This window comes from Neorhizobium sp. NPDC001467 (assembly GCF_050275975.1).
Classification (GTDB): Bacteria; Pseudomonadota; Alphaproteobacteria; order Rhizobiales; family Rhizobiaceae; genus Neorhizobium.
The window spans coordinates 48,124-67,463 of sequence record NZ_JBNNPS010000002.1 but is presented as its reverse complement, the minus strand read 5'-3'; the positions used below and the strand labels follow the sequence as shown (position 1 = coordinate 67,463).

Annotated in this window: 16 protein-coding genes and 1 pseudogene; 10 read left to right on the top strand and 7 right to left on the bottom strand. The window is 60.3% G+C overall.

What is annotated here, in order from left to right; all coding sequences use genetic code 11:
• The first annotated feature begins 361 nt into the window (after window positions 1-361).
• The 3 genes from repA to repC all read left to right on the top strand — a co-directional run bounded on the left by repA (window position 362) and on the right by repC (window position 4,125).
• Window positions 362-1,528: a plasmid partitioning protein RepA gene (gene repA, locus ACQKKX_RS05265; protein WP_427569417.1), complete on the top strand. Its 1,167-nt coding sequence runs from the start codon at window positions 362-364 to the stop codon at window positions 1,526-1,528.
• Window positions 1,525-2,547, top strand: coding sequence for a plasmid partitioning protein RepB (gene repB / locus ACQKKX_RS05260; RefSeq protein ID WP_427569416.1), 1,023 nt, complete (start codon window positions 1,525-1,527; stop codon window positions 2,545-2,547). The genes repA and repB overlap by 4 nt, the downstream gene beginning before the upstream one ends.
• A gap of 186 nt (window positions 2,548-2,733) precedes the next feature.
• Window positions 2,734-4,125: a plasmid replication protein RepC gene (gene repC, locus ACQKKX_RS05255; RefSeq protein WP_427569415.1), complete on the top strand. Its 1,392-nt coding sequence runs from the start codon at window positions 2,734-2,736 to the stop codon at window positions 4,123-4,125.
• Window positions 4,126-4,510: 385 nt separating this feature from the next.
• On the opposite strand, the gene ACQKKX_RS05250 is transcribed toward repC, so the two are convergent.
• The 4 genes from ACQKKX_RS05250 to ACQKKX_RS05235 form a co-directional block, all read right to left on the bottom strand.
• The gene (locus ACQKKX_RS05250) at window positions 4,511-4,873 is read right to left on the bottom strand and encodes a hypothetical protein (protein ID WP_427569414.1); all 363 of its coding nucleotides are present in this window, start codon (window positions 4,871-4,873) and stop codon (window positions 4,511-4,513) included.
• Between the two features lie 169 nt (window positions 4,874-5,042).
• The gene (locus tag ACQKKX_RS05245) at window positions 5,043-6,407 is read right to left on the bottom strand and encodes an HlyD family type I secretion periplasmic adaptor subunit (protein ID WP_427569413.1); all 1,365 of its coding nucleotides are present in this window, start codon (window positions 6,405-6,407) and stop codon (window positions 5,043-5,045) included.
• A complete protein-coding gene (locus ACQKKX_RS05240; RefSeq protein ID WP_427570088.1) occupies window positions 6,404-8,290 on the bottom strand; it encodes a type I secretion system permease/ATPase in 1,887 nt (628 codons plus the stop codon). The genes ACQKKX_RS05245 and ACQKKX_RS05240 overlap by 4 nt, the downstream gene beginning before the upstream one ends.
• Before the next feature lie 481 nt (window positions 8,291-8,771).
• Window positions 8,772-8,975 carry a KTSC domain-containing protein gene (locus tag ACQKKX_RS05235; RefSeq protein WP_427569412.1) on the bottom strand — a complete coding sequence of 68 codons (204 nt, stop codon included), beginning with the start codon at window positions 8,973-8,975 and terminating at the stop codon, window positions 8,772-8,774.
• Window positions 8,976-9,246: 271 nt separating this feature from the next.
• Here ACQKKX_RS05235 and ACQKKX_RS05230 point away from each other — a divergent pair, with 271 nt between their 5' ends.
• A complete protein-coding gene (locus tag ACQKKX_RS05230) occupies window positions 9,247-10,296 on the top strand; it encodes a LacI family DNA-binding transcriptional regulator (protein WP_427569411.1) in 1,050 nt (349 codons plus the stop codon).
• A 130-nt stretch (window positions 10,297-10,426) separates the two neighbouring features.
• Here ACQKKX_RS05230 and cysN read toward each other — a convergent pair whose 3' ends face one another.
• The 3 genes from cysN to ACQKKX_RS05215 all read right to left on the bottom strand — a co-directional run bounded on the left by cysN (window position 10,427) and on the right by ACQKKX_RS05215 (window position 13,726).
• Window positions 10,427-11,917, bottom strand: coding sequence for a sulfate adenylyltransferase subunit CysN (gene cysN / locus ACQKKX_RS05225; protein ID WP_427569410.1), 1,491 nt, complete (start codon window positions 11,915-11,917; stop codon window positions 10,427-10,429).
• Window position 11,918: 1 nt separating this feature from the next.
• Window positions 11,919-12,872, bottom strand: coding sequence for a sulfate adenylyltransferase subunit CysD (gene cysD / locus ACQKKX_RS05220; RefSeq protein ID WP_427569409.1), 954 nt, complete (start codon window positions 12,870-12,872; stop codon window positions 11,919-11,921).
• Window positions 12,873-12,934: 62 nt separating this feature from the next.
• A complete protein-coding gene (locus ACQKKX_RS05215; protein ID WP_427569408.1) occupies window positions 12,935-13,726 on the bottom strand; it encodes a phosphoadenylyl-sulfate reductase in 792 nt (263 codons plus the stop codon).
• A 483-nt stretch (window positions 13,727-14,209) separates the two neighbouring features.
• Here ACQKKX_RS05215 and ACQKKX_RS05210 point away from each other — a divergent pair, with 483 nt between their 5' ends.
• The 6 genes and pseudogenes from ACQKKX_RS05210 to ACQKKX_RS05185 all read left to right on the top strand — a co-directional run bounded on the left by ACQKKX_RS05210 (window position 14,210) and on the right by ACQKKX_RS05185 (window position 19,295).
• Window positions 14,210-14,665, top strand: coding sequence for an RrF2 family transcriptional regulator (locus ACQKKX_RS05210; protein WP_427569407.1), 456 nt, complete (start codon window positions 14,210-14,212; stop codon window positions 14,663-14,665).
• A gap of 369 nt (window positions 14,666-15,034) precedes the next feature.
• Window positions 15,035-16,072 carry a sulfate ABC transporter substrate-binding protein gene (locus ACQKKX_RS05205; RefSeq protein ID WP_427569406.1) on the top strand — a complete coding sequence of 346 codons (1,038 nt, stop codon included), beginning with the start codon at window positions 15,035-15,037 and terminating at the stop codon, window positions 16,070-16,072.
• A gap of 93 nt (window positions 16,073-16,165) precedes the next feature.
• On the top strand, window positions 16,166-17,026 hold the full coding sequence (cysT, locus tag ACQKKX_RS05200) for a sulfate ABC transporter permease subunit CysT (RefSeq protein ID WP_427569405.1): 861 nt from the start codon (window positions 16,166-16,168) through the stop codon (window positions 17,024-17,026).
• Between the two features lie 52 nt (window positions 17,027-17,078).
• Window positions 17,079-17,873 (top strand): annotated as a pseudogene (cysW, locus tag ACQKKX_RS05195) (sulfate ABC transporter permease subunit CysW); the annotation flags it as partial.
• A 14-nt stretch (window positions 17,874-17,887) separates the two neighbouring features.
• Window positions 17,888-18,925 (top strand): sulfate/molybdate ABC transporter ATP-binding protein, encoded by a 1,038-nt coding sequence (locus ACQKKX_RS05190; RefSeq protein ID WP_427569404.1) that lies wholly within the window; start codon window positions 17,888-17,890, stop codon window positions 18,923-18,925.
• 109 nt (window positions 18,926-19,034) lie between these two features.
• On the top strand, window positions 19,035-19,295 hold the full coding sequence (locus ACQKKX_RS05185) for a hypothetical protein (RefSeq protein WP_427569403.1): 261 nt from the start codon (window positions 19,035-19,037) through the stop codon (window positions 19,293-19,295).
• Window positions 19,296-19,340 lie beyond the last annotated feature (45 nt).

The window sequence follows — 19,340 nt, the reverse complement described above, 5'->3', positions numbered from 1 at the left end:
CCCACATGCAATCATGGTCCGTTCCCACCGGGCTGGATACTGCCGCTACCGAACCGCAGGGCGGGGTCGTCGTGGCGCGAGCCAAGGCCGTTTTTGTCCGTTGCCTTACTGGTCTCAGCGCTTCATGTCCACGGTCTCCGAATCCGCGTTGCCATATGGCAACTCGTGTGGCTCCACATGGCTCTAGCGCATAGCATTCGGAAGCGGGGGACGTTAACCCTTCGTTAACTTTAAAAGCCTTGCGACTCAGAGCGACTCGGGCCATGGTTCACTACGGAATATTCCGACACTCTGGAGATTTATCGTAGTTATGGCCAAGACACGTAGTCAGCCAGTAGACGCGCAAGAACCCAAACGCCCCATGACGGAAGTCATCGCCGGCGACGGCGCTGCCTTGTCCGAGGAATTGCAGGCTATGCGGGCTGCGCTCTTTCCTCCGGTCGCCCAGAAAGTATTGCGCTCTTTCTCCTCGGTCGAGTCAGCCAAGCTTATCGGTATCGCGGACGCCTATCTTCGCCAACTTTCGCTGAACGGCAAGGGACCGCAGCCGACCATCAATAATGGCGGGCGCCGTTATTACACACTCGATCAGATCAATGAAATCCGCGCCGTCCTTGACGAGAACGCCAAAGGCAACAAGCGCTACGTGCCGCGCCGTCGCGACGGCGAACATTGCCAGGTCATGGCTGTGGTCAATTTCAAAGGCGGCAGCGGCAAGACGACGACCGCAGCCCATCTGGCCCAGTACATGGCCTTTCAGGGCTATCGTGTGCTGGCCGTTGATCTCGACCCCCAGGCATCTTTGACAGCGCTGCATGGTTATCAGCCGGAATATGACATCGCCGGCAACGAAACGATGTATGCCGCGATCCGCTACGACGACCAGCGCCGTCCGATGAAAGATATCATCCGCAAGAGTTATATTCCGGGCCTCGATATCGTTCCGGGCAATCTTGAGCTGATGGAATACGAACATGACACACCGCGGGCGTTGGCCGAGCGTGGCGCGGAGCCTTTCTTCGGACGCGTGGCCTCTTCCCTTGGCACGGTGGCCGATGATTACGATGTCATGGTTCTGGACTGCCCGCCTCAGCTGGGATTCCTTACTCTTGGCGCCCTTTGCGCGTCGACCGGCCTCATCATCACCGCGCATCCCCAGATGCTGGACGTCATGTCCATGTGCCAGTTCCTGCTGATGACCTCAGATCTTCTCGGTGTCGTTCAGGATTCGGGAGGCGACCTCGACTACGATTTCATTCGTTATGTGGTCACCCGCTACGAGCCATCGGATGGACCGCAGACGCAGATGGTGGGTTTCATGCGCTCGCTCTTCCGCGAGCGCGTGCTGACGAATACGGCACTGAAGTCGACGGCGATCTCCGATGCCGGACTATCGAAGCAGACGCTCTATGAGGTCGGGCGAGAGAACTTCTCCAAGAACACTTATGACCGCGCCATGGAATCGCTGGATGGCGTGAATAGCGAGATTGAAGGTCTGATCCGTCAGGCCTGGGGCAGGGCAGGATGAGTCGCAAAGATACGTTGAAAGCCATGTTGTCACGTCGGGAGGCCGAGTTGCCAGCTGGCAACTCTGTGTCCGATCAGGTTTCCCCGGCTGAGGCCGCCCCGGAAATCAAGATGCAACACATACGGTCCGGCGCCGTGGGTGCCATGGGGCGTACCCTGGGCCAGATTGCCAATGCCGCAGATCAGGCGCGTGCGTTGATCGCCGCGGGTTCTGCCGTCATCGAAATTCCCGCCGACAAGATCGAGGGATCGTTCGTCAATGATCGTCTTCCCGATGACGGTGAGGATTTCCAGAAGCTCACTGATGCCATTCGGGAATCCGGGCAGAAGAGCCCGATCCTGGTTCGCCCGCATCCGACCAGGGCGGAGCATTACCAGATTGCTTTCGGGCATCGGCGTGTTCGCGTTCTCCGCGCGCTCGGTCGTCCGGTCAAGGCCGTTGTCCAGAACCTCTCGGATGAGGAACTGGTCGTCATTCAGGGTCAGGAAAACTCCGCCCGGGCCGACCTTAGCTATATCGAGCGCGGACTTTTCGCTTTGGCCTTGGAAGAGAAAGGGTTCGACCGCCGCATCATCATGTCCGCCCTCGGCATGGAAAAGACCCAGCTATCAAGGCTGATGTCGGTCGCCCATGGCCTGCCGCGTTCCCTGATCGAGGCGATTGGCCCGGCCCCAAAGGCTGGAAGGCCGAGGTGGATTGCCCTGACCGAACGTCTGGCAGACAAGCCTGATTCCGCGGAACTAAAGACGCTGTTGCAGAATCCGCAGTTTCTGCAGTCGGACTCGGACAGCCGCTTCGTGAAGGTCATGACCGCACTCTCGGTGAAGGTGGAGAAGGACAAGCCCGAGCCGATCAAGGCTGCCAGCGGCGTCAAGCTTGCCTTGATGGAGAAATCCGGCAGCCGTACCAACCTCGTTTTCGATGAGAAGGTCGCCCCAGAATTCGCGGATTTCGTTGCAGCGCGTCTGCAGGATCTGCACCAGGAATATCTCAAGTCGTCTGCATTGCGTCACGACTGAGGTGATCGATCAACCCAACCAAGCAGGAAAGGGACAAAAGCGCAAAAGAAAAGCCCCCGAACGTCACCGTCACGGAAGCTTTCCTCGTAGTCTGAGCAACTCGAGAATCGCACTTCCTAGAATCACTGTCAAGCACAGCGTCGTTTCGGCGAGCGAATTTCTTTTGCCTGTCATAAGGTGAAAGTCATGACCAATGGATATCCGACGACGCCCTTCGGGCGGCGGCCGATGACACTTGCCATGTTGATGGATCAGGTCGTCGACATCAAGTGCGTCAACGCCAAAGCGGTCGACAAATGGGCACTTTACCGGGCGCTCTGCCAGGCAAAGCCGCTTCTCGGCCTCTCCGACCGTGCTCTGGCGCTTCTCAATGCGCTTCTGAGTTTCTATCCGAAGGCCGAGATTTCCGTCGCAAACGGCCTCGTGGTTTTCCCATCTAATCAAGCTTTATCTTCCAGAAGCCACGGCATGGCCGAACAGACCATCCGTCGTCATCTGACGTCGCTTGTCGAGGCTGGTCTTCTGACGCGCAGGGACAGCCCCAATGGCAAACGCTATGCCCGCCGTGGCAGGGCAGGGGATATCACCCATGCTTTCGGTTTCTCCCTGCAGCCACTCCTGGCACGGTCGGAAGAAATCTTTGCGCTTGCTGAAAAGGTCGAGCGCGAGCGCGTGCAGATCCAGCTGCTGCGTGAGGAGATTTCTCTCCATCGCCGCGATATCGGCAAACTCCTGAACGTGGTCAATCTCGAGGGCGTGCCGGGCGATTGGAACTCGTTGAAGACGCGTCTTGCTGACCTTACGTGCTCTTTGCCCCGCAAGCCGGATCTCCAGCAGCTCGAAACCCAACTCGCGAACTTGTCGCGGCTCAACGCCGAAATAGTCAATACACTGAAAAACATCGCGAAACCGGAAAAACTGGGCGGCAATACCCCTCAGATTGAGCGGCATATAGAATCCAAACCAGAATCCAGATTCAATTCAGATCTTGCTGTTGTAGAGACGCGGGCAAACAGAAAACCGTCGAGCGAGACGCAGACACAAAAGACGCTGTCACTGGATCTGGTCAACCGAGCATGCCCCAATGCGGCAATCCTCACGGCCAACGGCAAGATCAGAACCGTGCAGGACCTGATGTCGGTTCAACCCGTTCTACTCTCGATGCTGTCGATCAATGGTCAACTTCTCGACTATGCCAACAGGGCGATCGGTACCGCTGAGACTGCGGTGACCCTTGCCTGCCTCTATGAAAGAGGGGAGGCCATCGCATCGCCCAGCGGCTATCTTCGCAATCTGGCGTCTCTGGCGAAGGCTGGAAGATTCGATGTCCGTGCAATGGTCGAAAGCCTGGTGATGACGCAATTGTCAGTGCCTGGCGATCCTGCCGCGCCCTCTCAAATCGATCATTCTCAACAACCGGCTGGCATCTTCGAAAGAAACACGGAAGGCGCTAAGTTCAAAGATTTGTCCACCGGTCGACTAGCTTCAGCGATACCGCCGGCGCCTAGAACAACCAGCTGGGCTTACGGTCGGCCCATGTCCGCGCCTGATGGCACCGGAGGAATTGAGCTGAAATGACACGACGCGACCGGCGCCGGGATGTTGCGTATGTTGTTGACCACTGCAGGACGGCATCTGCAGGAAACAAGGACGCAAGGACGTGTTTGGACCCCGCCAGAGCGGACGAGAACGCGGGAGCTCGCAGGGACGAGGGGACTTCATTGCCATGAATGGACGTCAGCAAGGAGAGACGACGGGGCCGGAAAGGGGAGGGTGTTGCCGACCATTGCGAGCAATCGGGTTCCCGCTGGCAGAGCGGTCACGATGCCGGGCTATGGAAGTGAGAGGTATAGCTCGAAATCACCCTCAGGCTCGTGCTGACGAACAAGCCTGCCGAAGCCATGGAAGTGGTCGATCAAAGGCAGGCGGTCCGAAACCGCCTGCTGAACGTCGCGTAGGAAGATCAGCCCTGTGCAGGCGCCAGGAGTTCCTCGCAATAGCTCGGCCCTTTGGCGCCGGGCCGGTCTGCAACGATGCGGATGTCGCGGATCGTGTAATCCGAGGAGACGGTAATCGTCGCGGCACAGCTGACGCTAGTGCTCTTGCCGCTTTCCGTCTTGATGCGCTGGTAGCCGCCGCGCCAGTTATAAACGGTCAAGGAACCGCTCGGGCTGTCGCTGTAGGGCGGGCTATAGGCTGCAAAGAACTTGCCAGCCGACTGACCGACCCAGCGCGCCTTGATCGGGTCCGCCTTCAAGGGTGTGACGGTGTTGCAGGCAGAAAGCGCGACTGCAACGGCAGCAAGCGCGGCAAGACGGATATTCATGATGATCGGGGCCCTTCGTTGAACTGGGCAGCCGTCCCGCCGCCCGCATGCAATATTTCGACAAGCGGCCTAGCAGATTTCCGCCGTGCTGGGCGAGGGGCTTTACGGCCAAGCTAAAAAAACTTCTCGCAACGCGCTTTTTTGTCACGGTTTCACCGGCGCAGTCGTCTCAATTCTCCCGCATGGCGCGGGCCACTTGATCCGTCAGCGGCTTCACCAGATAGGACAAGGCCGAACGTTCGCCGGATTGGACGAAGGTTTCAACCGGCATGCCCGCCACAAGCGTCAGGTCTCCGAGCTTGATGCGCTCCTGCGGCGGTATGGTGATCCGTGCGGAATACCAGCTCTCGCCGGTTTGCGGATTGTGATTGAGGTCGGCGGAAACGGTTTCAACAATCCCGTCGATTTCAGGCGTGGTGCGCTGATTGAAGGCGGAAAAGCGCAAAGCAGCCCTTTGGCCATGTCGTACCTGATCTATGTCTGCAGGCCGGATTTTCGTGTCGATCACCAGCTTATCGTCGGTCGGCACGATCAGCATCACTGTGTCGCCTGGCGCGATCACGCCGCCGATCGTATGCACTGCAAGCTCGTGCACGATGCCGGCCTGGGGTGCGGTGATTTCGATCCGTTTCAGCTGGTCTTCGGCGGCGATGCGCTGTTCGGCCAGTTCCGCCAGCTTGTTGTCGATGTCGCGCATCTCCGTCAGCACTTCGGCACGCCTGTCCTGATCGAGTTGCAGGATCTGCAATTCGGTCTCGGAGATGCGGGTTGCAGCCCGGGCGATCTCAGCAATCAGCTGCCCCCGTTCACCATCGAGCTGCGCCTTGGTGCGCTGCAGCTGCGACAACCGAGTAAACTGCACGAGGCCCTGTTCACTCAGATTGGAGATACGTCGCAATTCCTCCGCGACCCAGGACAGTTCCTCATTCTTGGCGTCGCGCCGGACCTCCAGGCCTCTGCGTTCCTGCTCGATCTGGCCAATCTGCTGACCCAACCGGCCTTTCTGGGCCTGCATGGTTTCCCGGCGCGCCTTAAACAACGCAGTTTCCGCCGAAATATAATCGGCGACGGCCGGGGTGAATCGACGGTCCGCCAGTTCCTGCGGCAGTTTCAGAGCATCCTGTTCATCACGCTCGGCAATCAGCCGCATGCGACGCGCTTCCAGCTGGTCGATCTGCTTGGCGACCACAGCAAGGTTGGCCCTTGTAATCGTGTCATCGAGCCTGATCAAAAGCTCGCCGGGCCTCACGCGGCTGCCGTCGGTCACGCGGATCTGGCCGATAATGCCACCTTCGCGATGCTGGATACGTTTTGTCGATCCCTCCACGACGATCGTGCCGCTGCCGATGACCGCACTCGAAAGGTTAGCCGTGGCCGCCCAGCCGCCCGCGCCGATTACCAGTACACCAACCGTGACGACCGAGGCCAGAAGGTAGCGCCGTATGGCCTTTGAAGCAGGTGTCGCTACACCCGGCTCCAGTTTGAGGCGGTTGAAGATATCCAGCCGATCGAAAAGACCAAACATCGACTTCATCGCGTGATCCTCCTGACGGCAGGGCCGGATCCTTTGCTTTGGTCCTCTTCCAGCACCGCCGCGTCCGACGCCTCCTGTTCCGCTGCCGGAAAGGGCACCGCTGCTTGTTCCGACTTCGCCGTTTCCTCTCTCAGGCCCTGCGTTCCCGCCGCGACGCCACCGGACGCTCCGGCAGATGCCGCAGGCCGAGGAGGCGTGGGCCGGGTGGTTTTCCGGAGCACCTCATCGCGGGGGCCAAAGGCCACCATTGCGCCGCCGCTCATGACCAGAACCTGGTCAAGGGCCTGAAGTGCGTTTGGCCGGTGCGCCACCACGATCACGATCGACCCGGCCTGGCGCATTGCGGTGATTGCGCGGGTCAGCGCCGCCTCGCCATCGGCGTCGAGGTTGGCGTTCGGTTCGTCGAGCACGACAAGGAAGGGTCGGCCATAGAGCGCGCGGGCGAGACCGATGCGCTGGCGCTGGCCACTGGAAAGAATGGCGCCGTGATTGCCGATCGCGGTATCATAGCCGTCGGGCATGGATAGAACGAGATCATGGACACCGGCGAGCTTCGCCGCCTCGATAATCAGGTCGGGGCTGGCATTTTCGGAAAATCGGCTGATGTTCTCGGCAATCGTGCCGTTGAACAGGTCAACACCCTGCGGCAGATAACCGATGGAGGGCCCGAGCGCTTCCGGATCCCACTGGTTGAGCGCGGCTCCGTCGAGGCGAATGCTGCCGCGGGTGGCCGGCCATATGCCGACCAGCGCACGTGAAAGCGTCGATTTGCCGGACCCGCTGTGCCCGATAATGCCAAGCCCCTGACCGGCCGACAGGGTGAATGCGATGTCGTGGATGAGAGGCTTGCTGCCGCCTGCCGGCATGATCGCGAGACCGGCGACCGATAGCGTCCGCGCCGGCGCCGGTAGCGGCATCGGGTTTCGTACACCTGCATGGCGGTCAAGCATCTCTTCCAGCCGGCGGCGCGACTGTCGTGCGTTGATGAAACCGCGCCACTGACCGATCACCATCTCGATCGGCGAAAGTGCCTTGGATGTGAGAATGGACGACGCGATGATGGCGCCGGGCGAGGCCAGTTGCTGGATCACCAGCCAGGCGCCAAGCGCCAGAATGGCCGATTGCAGTGCCATGCGGAAGATTTTCGACACGGCCGAAAAGCTGGAGGTCAGGTCGCTGGTCACGGTCTGCCCCTCGACAAACTGCCGGTTCAACCGTTCGAAGCGGCCGGCATAGCTGGTTCGCATCCCCATCGCATGCAGGGGTTCCGCATTGCGCCTGCCCGCCTCCACCAGGTCGGAGCGACGCGACGCCATTTGCGACAACTTTCGCGTGGGTTCGCGTAGCAGGAATTCGCTCGACAAGGTCAGCGCCATCAGCAGGATTGCGCCAGCCACCGCGGCATAGCCGAAATAGGGATGAAAGGCGTAGAGGATTGCGATGTAGAGTGGCATCCACGGCAGGTCACAGATGGCGATCGGCCCGGATCCGCTCATGAAGCCGCGGATCTGGTCCAGATCGCGCAGCGGCTGCGAGCCGCCGTCATTCCGGCTCAGACCAAGCGGCAGTCGCAGCACCGTATCGAAAGTTGGCGCACTCAGCTCCTCGTCGATCCGTCGGCCAATTTGCAGGAGGATTTTCGAACGCATCATTTCCAGAATGCCGAGGAAGACGTAGATGCCGAGTGCCAGCAAGGTGAGTGCAACCAGTGTCGGCACGCTGCGGCTCGTCAGGACACGGTCATAAACCTGCATCATGAAAAGAGGGCCGGTCAGCATCAGGATATTGGTGATCGCGCTCAATACGGCGATGCCGTAAAAAGCGTAGCGGGTCTGCGACAGGGCTGAAGCGACAAGGGCGCGTGGACTTCCCGGCGACGTCATCTCACTCACCTCACTTCCGTTATCAGCGATCGACATACGCAAACCTGGAGGCGCAATGAACGCGGGGCCCCCCTCAGGAAACATGTCTATCGACGCATACCGAATGGCCTCATGTTCGCACCTGCGAGAAAATTTGCAACGCTCACCGCCGTATCATCGCCAGAAAGTGACAGATATTCGCAAAAAATGGGCACGCATTGCTGCATCGCAGCATCCACTTGCCGCGGTTTAGCTTGTTGAGCCCAAGCAGCGAAGGCGGTGGTACGTAGCGTTCGCCCCATCAGGAGCCAAGCGTAAGAAGCGAGAAACTTTGCGAGCATTTTGGCGTTAGCAAATAGAGCGGTGGGGAGCCGTTCCATCAAAGACCAGGGAGGACTTCGTCGTGCAGGGACACGTATCAGCCTATCTTCTGTCGCTTCAGATCTCGCTTTACCTATGGGCGGTCATCCTCGTCGGCGGTTACAGGCTGTTGTGCTGAAGCTTACAGGGCCGGGTATTTTCCCCGGATTTCCGTCATGTAGTAATTGCCCGGCGAGGCAGCTACCGTAAGCCCCACGACCTGGCCTTTCGACACGCCGGAATAAGCCCGGCGTTCGCCGTTATAAAGAAAGACAGTGAGGTTCTTCTGGTCCTCGTCGTAATCGATTGCCTCTATCAGCTTGGACTGGATGCTGATGATCGCCATGGCTTACTCCTTCGGCCCGAAAACCTGATTTGACCTGCTGCAAGTTTCGCCCGTGTTTGTGATCTAAATAGGTCCGCCAACAAAAATCTGTCACTTGTTCCGATCGTGAATTACACTGCCGTTGCCGCTTGACATAAGGCGGCCGGCGCCAGCCTTGAAACGCTCACTGGCGGCACGGCAGGCGGCGAAAGCTGGGGTTATTGGGTGGCTTGTCCGGCGCGGTGGCTGTCCTTCACGGCGTCAGGCCGGGCGAGCGGGAAAGGGGCAAACCATGCGCCAGAAGCGGATACGGGGCGAAAGAACGACGCTGCTTGATGTTGCGACGAAAGCCGGTGTCAGCGCGATAACGGTTTCGCGGGCGCTGCGTGAACCGGACCGTGTCTCTGAAGCTCTGCGCGAACGTATTTTGCGAGTTGTCGAGGAAACCGGCTATGTACCCGATTATGCGGCACGAGCGCTCGCCAGCCGGCACAATGGCATCGTCTGCGCCCTCCTTCCCGAAGTCAGCAGCCTGGCGGTTCTCAACATCATTCACGGTATCGAGGCTAGGTTACAAGAGACGGAACTGCGTATCCAGTATGCCAATGCCTGGCGGGATCCGGAAAAGGAAAGACGCCAACTGGAACTGTTCCTGTCGCAGCACCCGGCCGGCATTCTCGTTGCAGGCGGGCAGAACCAGCAAGTGATCGTCAATATGGTTCTGAGCGCCAATTGTCCGATCGTGCATATGATCGACACCAACCTGACCGCGCTCGGCACGGTTGTCGGTTCCGATCACTGCAGCGCGGCCAAGACGGCGACACAGCATCTCCTCGACTGCGGTTATCGCCGTATCGCAATTTTGGGCGGCGGCGTCGATTTGCGCGTGCAGAGGCGATTGGAAGGTTACCGCGTCACACTCGAGGCGCATGGTCTTTACGACCCGCAACGGGTCATGATGCTGGCCGAGCCCACATCGGTGCCGCTTGGATGTCGCATGCTCGGCGAAATCCTCGAGCGCCAGCCGGACATCGACGCGGTCTTCTGTCTCAACGACGACGTGGCGCTGGGTGCCTTTTTCGAATGCAAACGGCGGGGCATCCGCGTGCCGGAGGATTTCGGCATCTGCGGCTATAACGACGTCAATTTTGCCGCCGTAGCCGAGCCGCCACTGACGACCGTGCGCATACCGCGCTACGACATGGGCTACCGCGCGACCGACCTTCTCATCCGTCAGATCAATGGTGAAAAAGGCGCGAAACAGTCGATCGACCTGGGTTTCGAGCTGATGGTGCGCGGCACGACAAGGAGCGTTGCCGAAAACCCTGCACTGCCGTCTTGACGGTTTGAGGGTCGTGCGGAAAAACCCCGTTTTCTACGGATCTGACCGGCAGCGGTCTGCGTGGTGTCCCGGTTACCGGAGCCAAGTGCTGACCCAACGGCCTCCCGTCCGTCCATCGTCTCAGGACTGCTCAGATGTCGCTGCCGGCGTTCTTCCACAAGACGGAAGCTTCGGCAGCCGTCATGCGCCGGATCTCCACCTCTTCCCGCCGGTCGGCAAAAAGCTCGCTTGCCATCAGCTGTTCGGCGAGGTCCGCCGGCAAGGAGAGCAGCATCCGGTCGCCCTCCCGCTTCAACCCCCCAAGGTTGACGCGTTTGCCCGTGATCATGCCTCCAGCCACCGTGTTGAGCGTATCGGGGTCGATCAGGATGAAAGCGCCGGTGGTGCGGTTCTGCTCATAGGTATCGAAAACCGCGGTTTCCTCGAAGGCCAGACGCACTTTTCCGATCGCGTTCATGGCAAGCGTCGCCGCATGCGGTCGCCACTGACCGGACGCAAGATCCAGTTGCAGAAGCGGTTCTATCGTCACGCGCTGGCGGCGCGCACCGCTTTTTAGCCAGTAGCGCTTGCCGGGCTCGATGCCGCCCTGCTGGAGGGCTACCAGTTGCGCATCGAAGGCGGTGCCGGTCATCGGCTGGGCATCGACGGACACGATGGTATCGCCGCGCGCAACATCCACTGGACGATCGAGAACCAGTGTTACCGCGTCGCCGGCGACGGCGGCGTTGCGCACGAGGTCGAAGGTTACAATCTGGCTGACATTGGCAATCGTGCCGGAGGGAAGGATGGCGACGCTGTCTCCGGGCTTGATCGAGCCGCCGGCAACCGTACCCTGATAGCCGCGAAAGCTTTCGCCGGGTCGTACCACACGCTGCACGGGCAGGCGGAAACCGCCGGTCTGCGATGACCGTACGGTCGCCAGTTCCAGCGCCTCGATCAGCGTCGGACCGTCATACCACGGCACGGCGTCCGATGCCGGCAGAACGACGTTTTCCCCCTTCAGAGCCGACATCGGAATGGCGATGATCTGGCGTACCCCGATCGATAGGGCAAATTCCCGGAATTCATGGCTGATGCGTTCGAAGATCGCACGGTCATAATTGACGAGGTCGAACTTGTTGACGGCAAGCACGAACTGTCGAATGCCCATCAGCGCGGCGATCGTCGCGTGACGGCGGGTCTGTTCCAGCAGGCCGGCGCGCGCATCGGCGAGGAGCACGGCGAGGTCGGCCGTCGAGGCGCCCGTCGCCATGTTGCGGGTATATTGTTCGTGGCCGGGCGTATCGGCGACGATGAATGAGCGCCGGTCGGTCGAGAAATATCGATAGGCGACGTCGATCGTGATGCCCTGTTCCCGTTCGGCCTGCAATCCATCCAACAGGAGCGCGAAATCCGGCAGGCCGAGATCGTTCTGGGCGCCGCTGTCGCGCGCAAGCGTTGCCGCCTGATCTTCCTTGACGGCCTTCGTGTCCCAAAGGAGACGGCCGATCAACGTCGATTTGCCATCGTCGACGGAACCGCAGGTGATGAGACGCAGCGGTCGCGCGTCGCGTGTCATGCGTGCGGCTGATTCCGCAAAGGGAAGAATGGTGGCGGACGGGGATGCAGCTGTTGCGCTCATCTCAGAAATATCCTTCGCGCTTCTTCTTTTCCATGGAACCGGACTGGTCGCGATCGATGGCGCGGCCCTGGCGTTCGGAAACGGTGGCGATTTCGAGTTCGGCGATGATTTCGTCCAGCGTGCCGGCGCTCGAGCGAATGGCGCCCGTCAGCGGGAAGCAGCCGAGCGTGCGGAACCGGATCATGCCGTGCTGCACCGTTTCACCCGGCAGCAGCTCCAGCCGCGGATCCTCGGCCAGGATCATCATCCCGTCGCGTTCCACATAAGAACGCGTTGCCGCGTAATAAAGCGGAACAAGCGGGATGTCCTCCGCCTGGATGTAACGCCAGATATCGACCTCAGTCCAGTTCGACAGGGGAAAGGCACGCACGCTTTCGCCGTTGCGGATCATGCCGTTATAGACATTCCATAGTTCGGGACGCTGGTTGCGCGGATCCCATTTGTGATCGGGCGTACGGAACGAATAGATGCGCTCCTTGGCCCGGCTCGCTTCCTCGTCGCGTCGCGCGCCTCCGAAGGCGGCATCATATCTGCCGGCATCGAGTGCCTGCTTGAGTGCTTCGGTCTTCATCACGTCGGTGTAAAATGCCGAGCCGCGCGTGAAGGGGGTGATGTTCTCCTGAGCGCCACGCTTGTTGGTATGCACGACGAGATCGAGGTCGTATTCTTCGGCAATCCGGTCCCGGAACTCGATCATTTCCCGGAATTTCCAGGTCGTATCGACATGCAGAAGCGGAAAGGGCACACGGCCGGGGTAAAAGGCTTTCCGCGCCAGATGCAGCAGAACGGACGAGTCCTTGCCGACCGAGTAGAGCATGACCGGATTATCGAACTCGGCGGCCACCTCTCGGAAAATATGGATGGCTTCGTTTTCCAGGGCTTTCAGATGCGGATCGAGCGGGGGTCTGGAAACGGGCGGGTTCTTGATTTCCGTTTCCTGTACGGACAGGGGCATTTCAGTCTCCGGGAATTCTCTACAAACACAAAATTTTGGCCAGGCCTTGAAGATCGTCGGGATCAGCGACAGCCGTTCTCCGTTGCAAGGCTCACGGGGCCAGGCTGAGCGGCGTTTCGGGCTGCCGGGGTGCCATGCGTGTTGTCGGGCACATGCAGACCGCATTCGCGCTTTTCATCGTTTTCCCACCACCATCGGCCGGCCCGTTCGGGTTCGCCGGGCTTGATGGCGCGGGTGCAGGGTTCGCAGCCGATCGAGGGATAGCCACGACCATGCAGCGCATTGACAGGGATGGCCTGCGCGTCCACATGCGCCTTGATGGTTTCCAGATCCCAGTCGGCCAGCGGATTGACCTTGAGCAGATTGCGCTCGGTATCGAACGCCACGAAAGGCGTTGCCGCGCGATTGCCGGACTGGCCGCGCCGCAGGCCGGTAATCCAGACCTCCGCACCCGAAAGCGCGGCCGCAAGCGGGATCAGCTTTCGCACATGACAGCAGGCATGGCGGGCCTCGATGCTGTCGTAAAAGCCGTTGAGGCCATATCGTGCGGCATAGGCATCGATGGCGTCCTGTTGCGGCCGGAACCGCTCGATGGAGATATTGTAGCGCCCTTCGGTCTCCGCGATCAGATCGACCGTTTCGTGGAACAGGCGACCGGTTTCCAAAGTGGAAACGGTGATGGGGAGGCGGTGCGTGCCGATCGCCGCCGTGATGACCTGATCCTCGATGCCGAGGGAGGTGGTGAACACGGCGCGACCAAGGCTTGCTGCAAGCGAAAGCCGATCAGCAAGGTCGAGATCTGCAAATCGGGTATCGAGAGAGGCAATCTCCGCTGGGGCGGCATGAACTGACATGACTTCATTCCGGTTTGAATGGCTGGATTATCCGTCATCATCGACGGTGGAGGCCAGGAAAACGGGTTTCAACCTCGACGCGCCAAGAGCAAATATCTCTCCAAACGTCGAGCAGCGCAGAAAACTGACGTTTTAGGAGCTCGACCCCGCAGCGAGCGCCCGGCCGCGCCGGTCCTGTGGTTGTCGCGTCAAAAGGCCCTTTTTGTCTCATCCCGGGCCTCGTCGGCGGGCCGCTGCCATGCAGGCGGAGACATTCTCACCGAAGGGCGAATTGCGTTAATCGCCGTCAACAAACTTTACCTCCCCCAAGCCCGTATTTGTTTGTACTCGTTCACCATTGGCGTTAGTCAAGGATAGTCCCGCGGCGCGGCTTTCAGGGGTCGCGGCGACGGGTGTGGCTCTCCACTGCAAGGACGGGCGCAACAGCAATCTGTCGCGTGCGTCCGAGCATGCGGTGCGTGTGAATATGATGGTCGCGTTGTTATGATATCGCAGAGGGCGAAATATGCTTTGAGAGCGCTCACCGCGCTTGCGCAGGCGCATCCGCATGAACCGATGATGATCTCGGAAATTGCCCGGCAGCAAAGCATTCCAAAAAAATTCCTTGAGCAGATTCTGCTGGACCTCAAGCGTTCGGGCATGGTTGTCAGCCGGCGCGGCAAGCAGGGCGGTTACCTGCTCCTCAAGCCCGCGAACGAGATCAGCTTCGGCGAAGTTCTGCGTCTGGTCGACGGACCTATCGCGCCGCTGCCCTGCCTCTCGCAGACCGCCTATCGCAAATGCGAGGATTGCGATGGAGAACATCTCTGCGAAATCCGCCATGTCTTTGCGCGCGTCGCCGATGCCAGCCGGGACGTCCTGTTCAATACCACGATTGCCGATGCAGTGGCCGGGGCGGGATCGACGCACATGCCGGTGCGGGAACTGATGACGGCGTGATGTTCACGTCGGTTTTCCCGCAACGTGCTGCTCCGGTGGTGTATAAGGCGCGGTCGGCGCCTCAAGCGTTTCCCCGATCGCACCTGTCAGCGTCGAAAGCTGGCAGCCCCAGTATGGGTCGCATCCGTTTCGAAGGTCAGATGACGTTGCAAAACACCGGTTTGTCCTCTCCGAAACAGGGCTTACGGACGAACGGCCATTTCCCTTCACGTTGATTTTTCGACCGATGCGTTCTGTTCCCGGGCACTGGCGTAACGCATTCTTTGTCGTCCCGGTCCCCGCAAGCGAAACAGTTTTGCCTTCTTTTCGCCGCGAATTGACTAACACGACCTGATCACTAGTGTTTAGCGTGAGACAAGGAGAGACCTCATGCTGAACTTTACCGACGGAATTGGAAAGCGACTGCTGGCTGTCGCACTCGGTGTGACGCTCGCCGCCGGCAGCGTGGCGCCGGCTTTTGCGGCCTCCCAGCTGCTCAACGTGTCCTACGATCCGACCCGTGAGCTGTACAAGGATTTCAACGCCGCCTTCATCAAGCACTGGAAGGCCGAGGGCGGCGATGACGTGACCATCCGTCAGTCGCACGGCGGCTCCGGCGCGCAGGCGCGTTCGGTGATCGACGGGCTCGATGCCGATGTCGTGACGCTGGCGCTTGAAAGCGATATCAATGCCGTCCAGCAGACCGGCAAGATCAAGGATGACTGGCGCTCGCGCCTGCCCAACAACGCTTCGCCCTATACGTCGACGATCGTCTTCCTCGTGCGCAAGGGCAATCCCAAAGGCATCAAGAACTGGGGCGATCTGGTCAAGGGCGACGTACAGATCGTGACGCCGAACCCCAAGACATCGGGTGGCGCCCGCTGGAACTACCTGGCCGCCTGGGCTTGGGCAAATGAGGAATTCAAAGGCGATCAGGACAAGATCAAGGCCTATATCGCCGATCTCTACAAACGCGCACCCGTGCTCGATACCGGTGCCCGCGGCGCGACCGTGACCTTCGCGCAGCGTCAGATCGGCGATGTTCTGCTTGCCTGGGAAAACGAAGCCTATCTCGCTGGTGAGGAATTCGGCAAGGATGCGTTCGAGATCGTCGTCCCGCCGATTTCCATTCTGGCCGAGCCGCCGGTCGCTGTCGTCGACAGCGTGGTCGATGCAAAGGGGACGCGCAGGGTCGCCGAAGCCTATCTGCAATATCTCTATTCCGACGAAGGCCAGAACATCGCCGCCAAGCATTTTTATCGCCCATCGAAGCGCGAGGCGGTGAAGCCTGAACTCCTGAAGCAGTTGCCGGATATCAAGCTCGTCACCATCGACGATCCGCTGTTCGGCGGCTGGAAGAAGGCACAGCCGGACCATTTCGGCGATGGCGGCATCTTCGACCAGATCTACAAGCCCGGCGCGCGGTGATGCCGCTGCACGATCCGTGACACTGACGGCACGGTGCGGTAGTCTCGACCCGCACCGTGCCATGTTGGGCTTAAGAGAAACTCGGAACCAAGCATGACCGCATCCGCCACCGCGTCCAGCGCGCGCTGGAGACTGAAGCAGCCGAGCATCATTCCGGGTTTCGGTTTGACGCTCGGCTTTTCACTCGCCTACCTGTCGCTGATCATTCTCATTCCCATCGCCGGCCTTCTCTGGCGCACTGCCGAGCTCGGCTGGTCCGGCTTTTTCGGCATTCTGTCTGACGAACGCACGTTGCGGGCGCTCTACGTGTCCTTCGGTACGGCTTTTGCCGCCGCCTTCGTCAATGTCATATTCGGCACGCTTCTCGCCTGGGTGCTTACCCGTTACCGCTTCCCCGGGCGTCGGCTGATCGATGCCATGGTCGACTTGCCCTTCGCCCTGCCAACCGCCGTCGCCGGTATCGCCTTTGCAGCGCTTTACGCGCCGAACGGCTGGATCGGCGCGCTGTTCATGCCGTTCCGCATTGCCTTCACCCCCTATGGCATCGTTATCGCTCTGATCTTCATTGGCCTGCCCTTCGTCGTGCGTACGGTGCAACCGGTCATGGAGGAAATAGACCGCGAAGTGGAGGAAGCGGCAGCCACACTCGGTGCCAACCGGTTCCAGACGATCTTTCAGGTTCTGCTGCCGGGCCTGACACCTGCGCTTCTGACCGGTTTCGCACTGGCCTTCGCCCGCGGCGTCGGCGAATACGGCTCGGTCATCTTCATCGCCGGCAATATCCCCTATGTTTCGGAGATCGCACCCCTCCTGATCGTCATCCGATTGGAGGAGTTCAACTATGCCGGTGCCACCGCGATCGCCACGATCATGCTGGCGATCTCGTTTGCGATGCTGCTGGTCATCAACCTTATTCAGGCCTGGAGCCGCGGAAGGTATGGCCATGTCCGATAACCGCCGCCGTTTCCGCAATCCGGCTGATGAAGGCTTTGCGACCAAGCTCGTCCTTGTGGGACTGGCGCTGCTCTTCCTCGCCTTTTTCCTGTTTTTGCCGCTGGTGTCGGTCTTCGTCGAGGCCTTTCGGGAGGGCTGGGTCACCTATGAGGAGGCCCTGACCGAACCCGATGCCTGGGCCGCAATCCAGCTGACGCTGACGGTGGCCGCCATCGCCGTGCCGCTCAATGTGATTTTCGGGGTCGCCGCTGCCTGGGCCATCGCCAAGTTCGAGTTCAAGGGCAAGGCGTTTCTGATCACGCTGATCGATTTGCCGTTTTCCATCTCGCCGGTGATTTCGGGTCTGGTCTACGTCCTGCTGTTCGGGAGCGCCAGCCTGCTCGGCCCCTGGCTGAAAACCTACGGCATTGAGATTCTCTTCGCCGTTCCGGGTATCGTGCTTGCCACGGTCTTCGTTACCTTTCCCTTCGTCGCGCGCGAGCTCATCCCGCTCATGCAGGACCAGGGCACGGGCGACGAGGAAGCGGCTCTGTCGCTCGGCGCATCCGGCTGGCAGACTTTCTGGTATGTCACCCTGCCCAATATCAAGTGGGGGCTGCTTTACGGCGCGCTGCTCTGCAACGCTCGCGCCATGGGTGAATTTGGTGCGGTCTCGGTCGTTTCCGGCCGCATCCGGGGTCTGACCAACACCATGCCGCTGCATGTCGAGATCCTCTATAACGAGTATAACATGGTGGCCGCCTTTGCGGTGGCCTCGCTGCTGGCACTGCTGGCGCTCGTCACGCTCGCACTCAAAACCCTTCTCGAACTTCGCTTCGGTGCCGGCGCCGCCGGCGGCAGACATTAGAGGCCCCGTCCCGCATGGAAGTCACCATCAACCATCTCCACAAGGAATTTGGCCGGTTCGCAGCGCTGGACGACGTGTCGCTGCAGATCGCCTCCGGCGAACTGATCGCTCTGCTTGGTCCGTCCGGCTCCGGCAAGACGACGCTGCTGCGCCTGATCGCCGGATTGGATCATCCGACGGCAGGTCAGGTCCTGTTCGGTCAGGACGACGCGTCGCATCGCCGCGTGCAGGAACGCAATGTCGGCTTCGTGTTCCAGCATTACGCGCTGTTCCGGCATATGACCGTCGCGCAGAATATCGGTTTCGGCCTCAAGGTTCGACCGTCTGCGACCCGGCCATCCAAGGCCGAAATCCGCAAACGCGTCCTCGATCTTCTCGACATGGTACAGCTTTCGGGTCTGGAAGATCGGTATCCGAACCAGTTGTCCGGCGGCCAGCGCCAGCGTGTGGCGCTGGCCCGCGCCATGGCCATCGAACCACGCATCCTCCTGCTCGACGAACCGTTCGGCGCGCTGGATGCCAAGGTCCGCAAGGAGTTGCGCCGCTGGCTGCGCGAATTTCACGATCGGACCGGCCACACCACAGTGTTCGTCACCCACGATCAGGAGGAGGCGCTGGAACTGGCCGATCGCGTCGTCGTCATGAGCCAGGGGAAGATCGAGCAGGTCGGTTCGGCCGACGATGTCTACGACCGGCCGCAATCGCCCTTCGTCTTTTCCTTCATCGGAGAATCCTCTCACCTGCCGGTCGAGGTCAAGGGTGGCACGGTGCTGTTCCAGGGCGAGCCGATCGGCGTGTCCGAAGAACGCGAAGTCCAGGGTGACCTGTTCTTCCGGCCGGAAGATGTCTTGCTTACGCAGGAGCGCGACGCGTTGTTCGGCAAGGTTACCGCAAGCCGCCGTCTGGCGGGCACCCGTATCGCCGAGATCGATATCGCCAATAACGGTCACGCTCCCTTCCATGTCGAAGTGGAGGTGCCGCTGCATGCGCCGGTCGAACTGGGATCGGACGTGCGCTTCCGGCCGACACGCTGGAAGATCTTTCCGCGGTGAACGCGGAGGTGGCCGGACAGCTGTAATGAACCCTTGAGGGCCAGACGCAAGTTTCGCTAAATGAACGTCTGCTAAATAACGACCTGTTCATGTCATTGGCAGGTCTAAAATGGCGCAGAGTGCCCCTTCTTCCGCAACGCGCGATGCGCATCCGGGCGCGTCACCGTCGGCAAACCCACCCCAGCAAAGCCGAGGCCCGGACAGAAGTCACTTCTTTTTTTTCCTGCTGCTGGCGGGCACGGCCTTTTTTGCAACGATGTTGCTGGTAGAAGGCAACCTGTTTGTCCAGGGCTGGCAGTTGCTGCTCGTCCTGCTCGTCGGCAGAAGCGACCTGGCGGATGTCGCATCGCTTCTCGCGGGAACGGCTTGAAACGCTACATGCTTTGTCCCCGCCGCCAGCGTGGCCAAGAACGAT

Coding starts and splice junctions, on each gene's coding strand:
- repA (WP_427569417.1), top strand. CDS start 362: ATGACGGAAGTCATCGCCGGCGACGGCGCTGCCTTGTCCGAGGAATTG.
- repB (WP_427569416.1), top strand. CDS start 1,525: ATGAGTCGCAAAGATACGTTGAAAGCCATGTTGTCACGTCGGGAGGCC.
- repC (WP_427569415.1), top strand. CDS start 2,734: ATGACCAATGGATATCCGACGACGCCCTTCGGGCGGCGGCCGATGACA.
- ACQKKX_RS05250 (WP_427569414.1), bottom strand. CDS start 4,873: ATGAATATCCGTCTTGCCGCGCTTGCTGCCGTTGCAGTCGCGCTTTCT.
- ACQKKX_RS05245 (WP_427569413.1), bottom strand. CDS start 6,407: ATGAAGTCGATGTTTGGTCTTTTCGATCGGCTGGATATCTTCAACCGC.
- ACQKKX_RS05240 (WP_427570088.1), bottom strand. CDS start 8,290: ATGACGTCGCCGGGAAGTCCACGCGCCCTTGTCGCTTCAGCCCTGTCG.
- ACQKKX_RS05235 (WP_427569412.1), bottom strand. CDS start 8,975: ATGGCGATCATCAGCATCCAGTCCAAGCTGATAGAGGCAATCGATTAC.
- ACQKKX_RS05230 (WP_427569411.1), top strand. CDS start 9,247: ATGCGCCAGAAGCGGATACGGGGCGAAAGAACGACGCTGCTTGATGTT.
- cysN (WP_427569410.1), bottom strand. CDS start 11,917: ATGAGCGCAACAGCTGCATCCCCGTCCGCCACCATTCTTCCCTTTGCG.
- cysD (WP_427569409.1), bottom strand. CDS start 12,872: ATGCCCCTGTCCGTACAGGAAACGGAAATCAAGAACCCGCCCGTTTCC.
- ACQKKX_RS05215 (WP_427569408.1), bottom strand. CDS start 13,726: ATGTCAGTTCATGCCGCCCCAGCGGAGATTGCCTCTCTCGATACCCGA.
- ACQKKX_RS05210 (WP_427569407.1), top strand. CDS start 14,210: ATGATATCGCAGAGGGCGAAATATGCTTTGAGAGCGCTCACCGCGCTT.
- ACQKKX_RS05205 (WP_427569406.1), top strand. CDS start 15,035: ATGCTGAACTTTACCGACGGAATTGGAAAGCGACTGCTGGCTGTCGCA.
- cysT (WP_427569405.1), top strand. CDS start 16,166: ATGACCGCATCCGCCACCGCGTCCAGCGCGCGCTGGAGACTGAAGCAG.
- ACQKKX_RS05190 (WP_427569404.1), top strand. CDS start 17,888: ATGGAAGTCACCATCAACCATCTCCACAAGGAATTTGGCCGGTTCGCA.
- ACQKKX_RS05185 (WP_427569403.1), top strand. CDS start 19,035: ATGGCGCAGAGTGCCCCTTCTTCCGCAACGCGCGATGCGCATCCGGGC.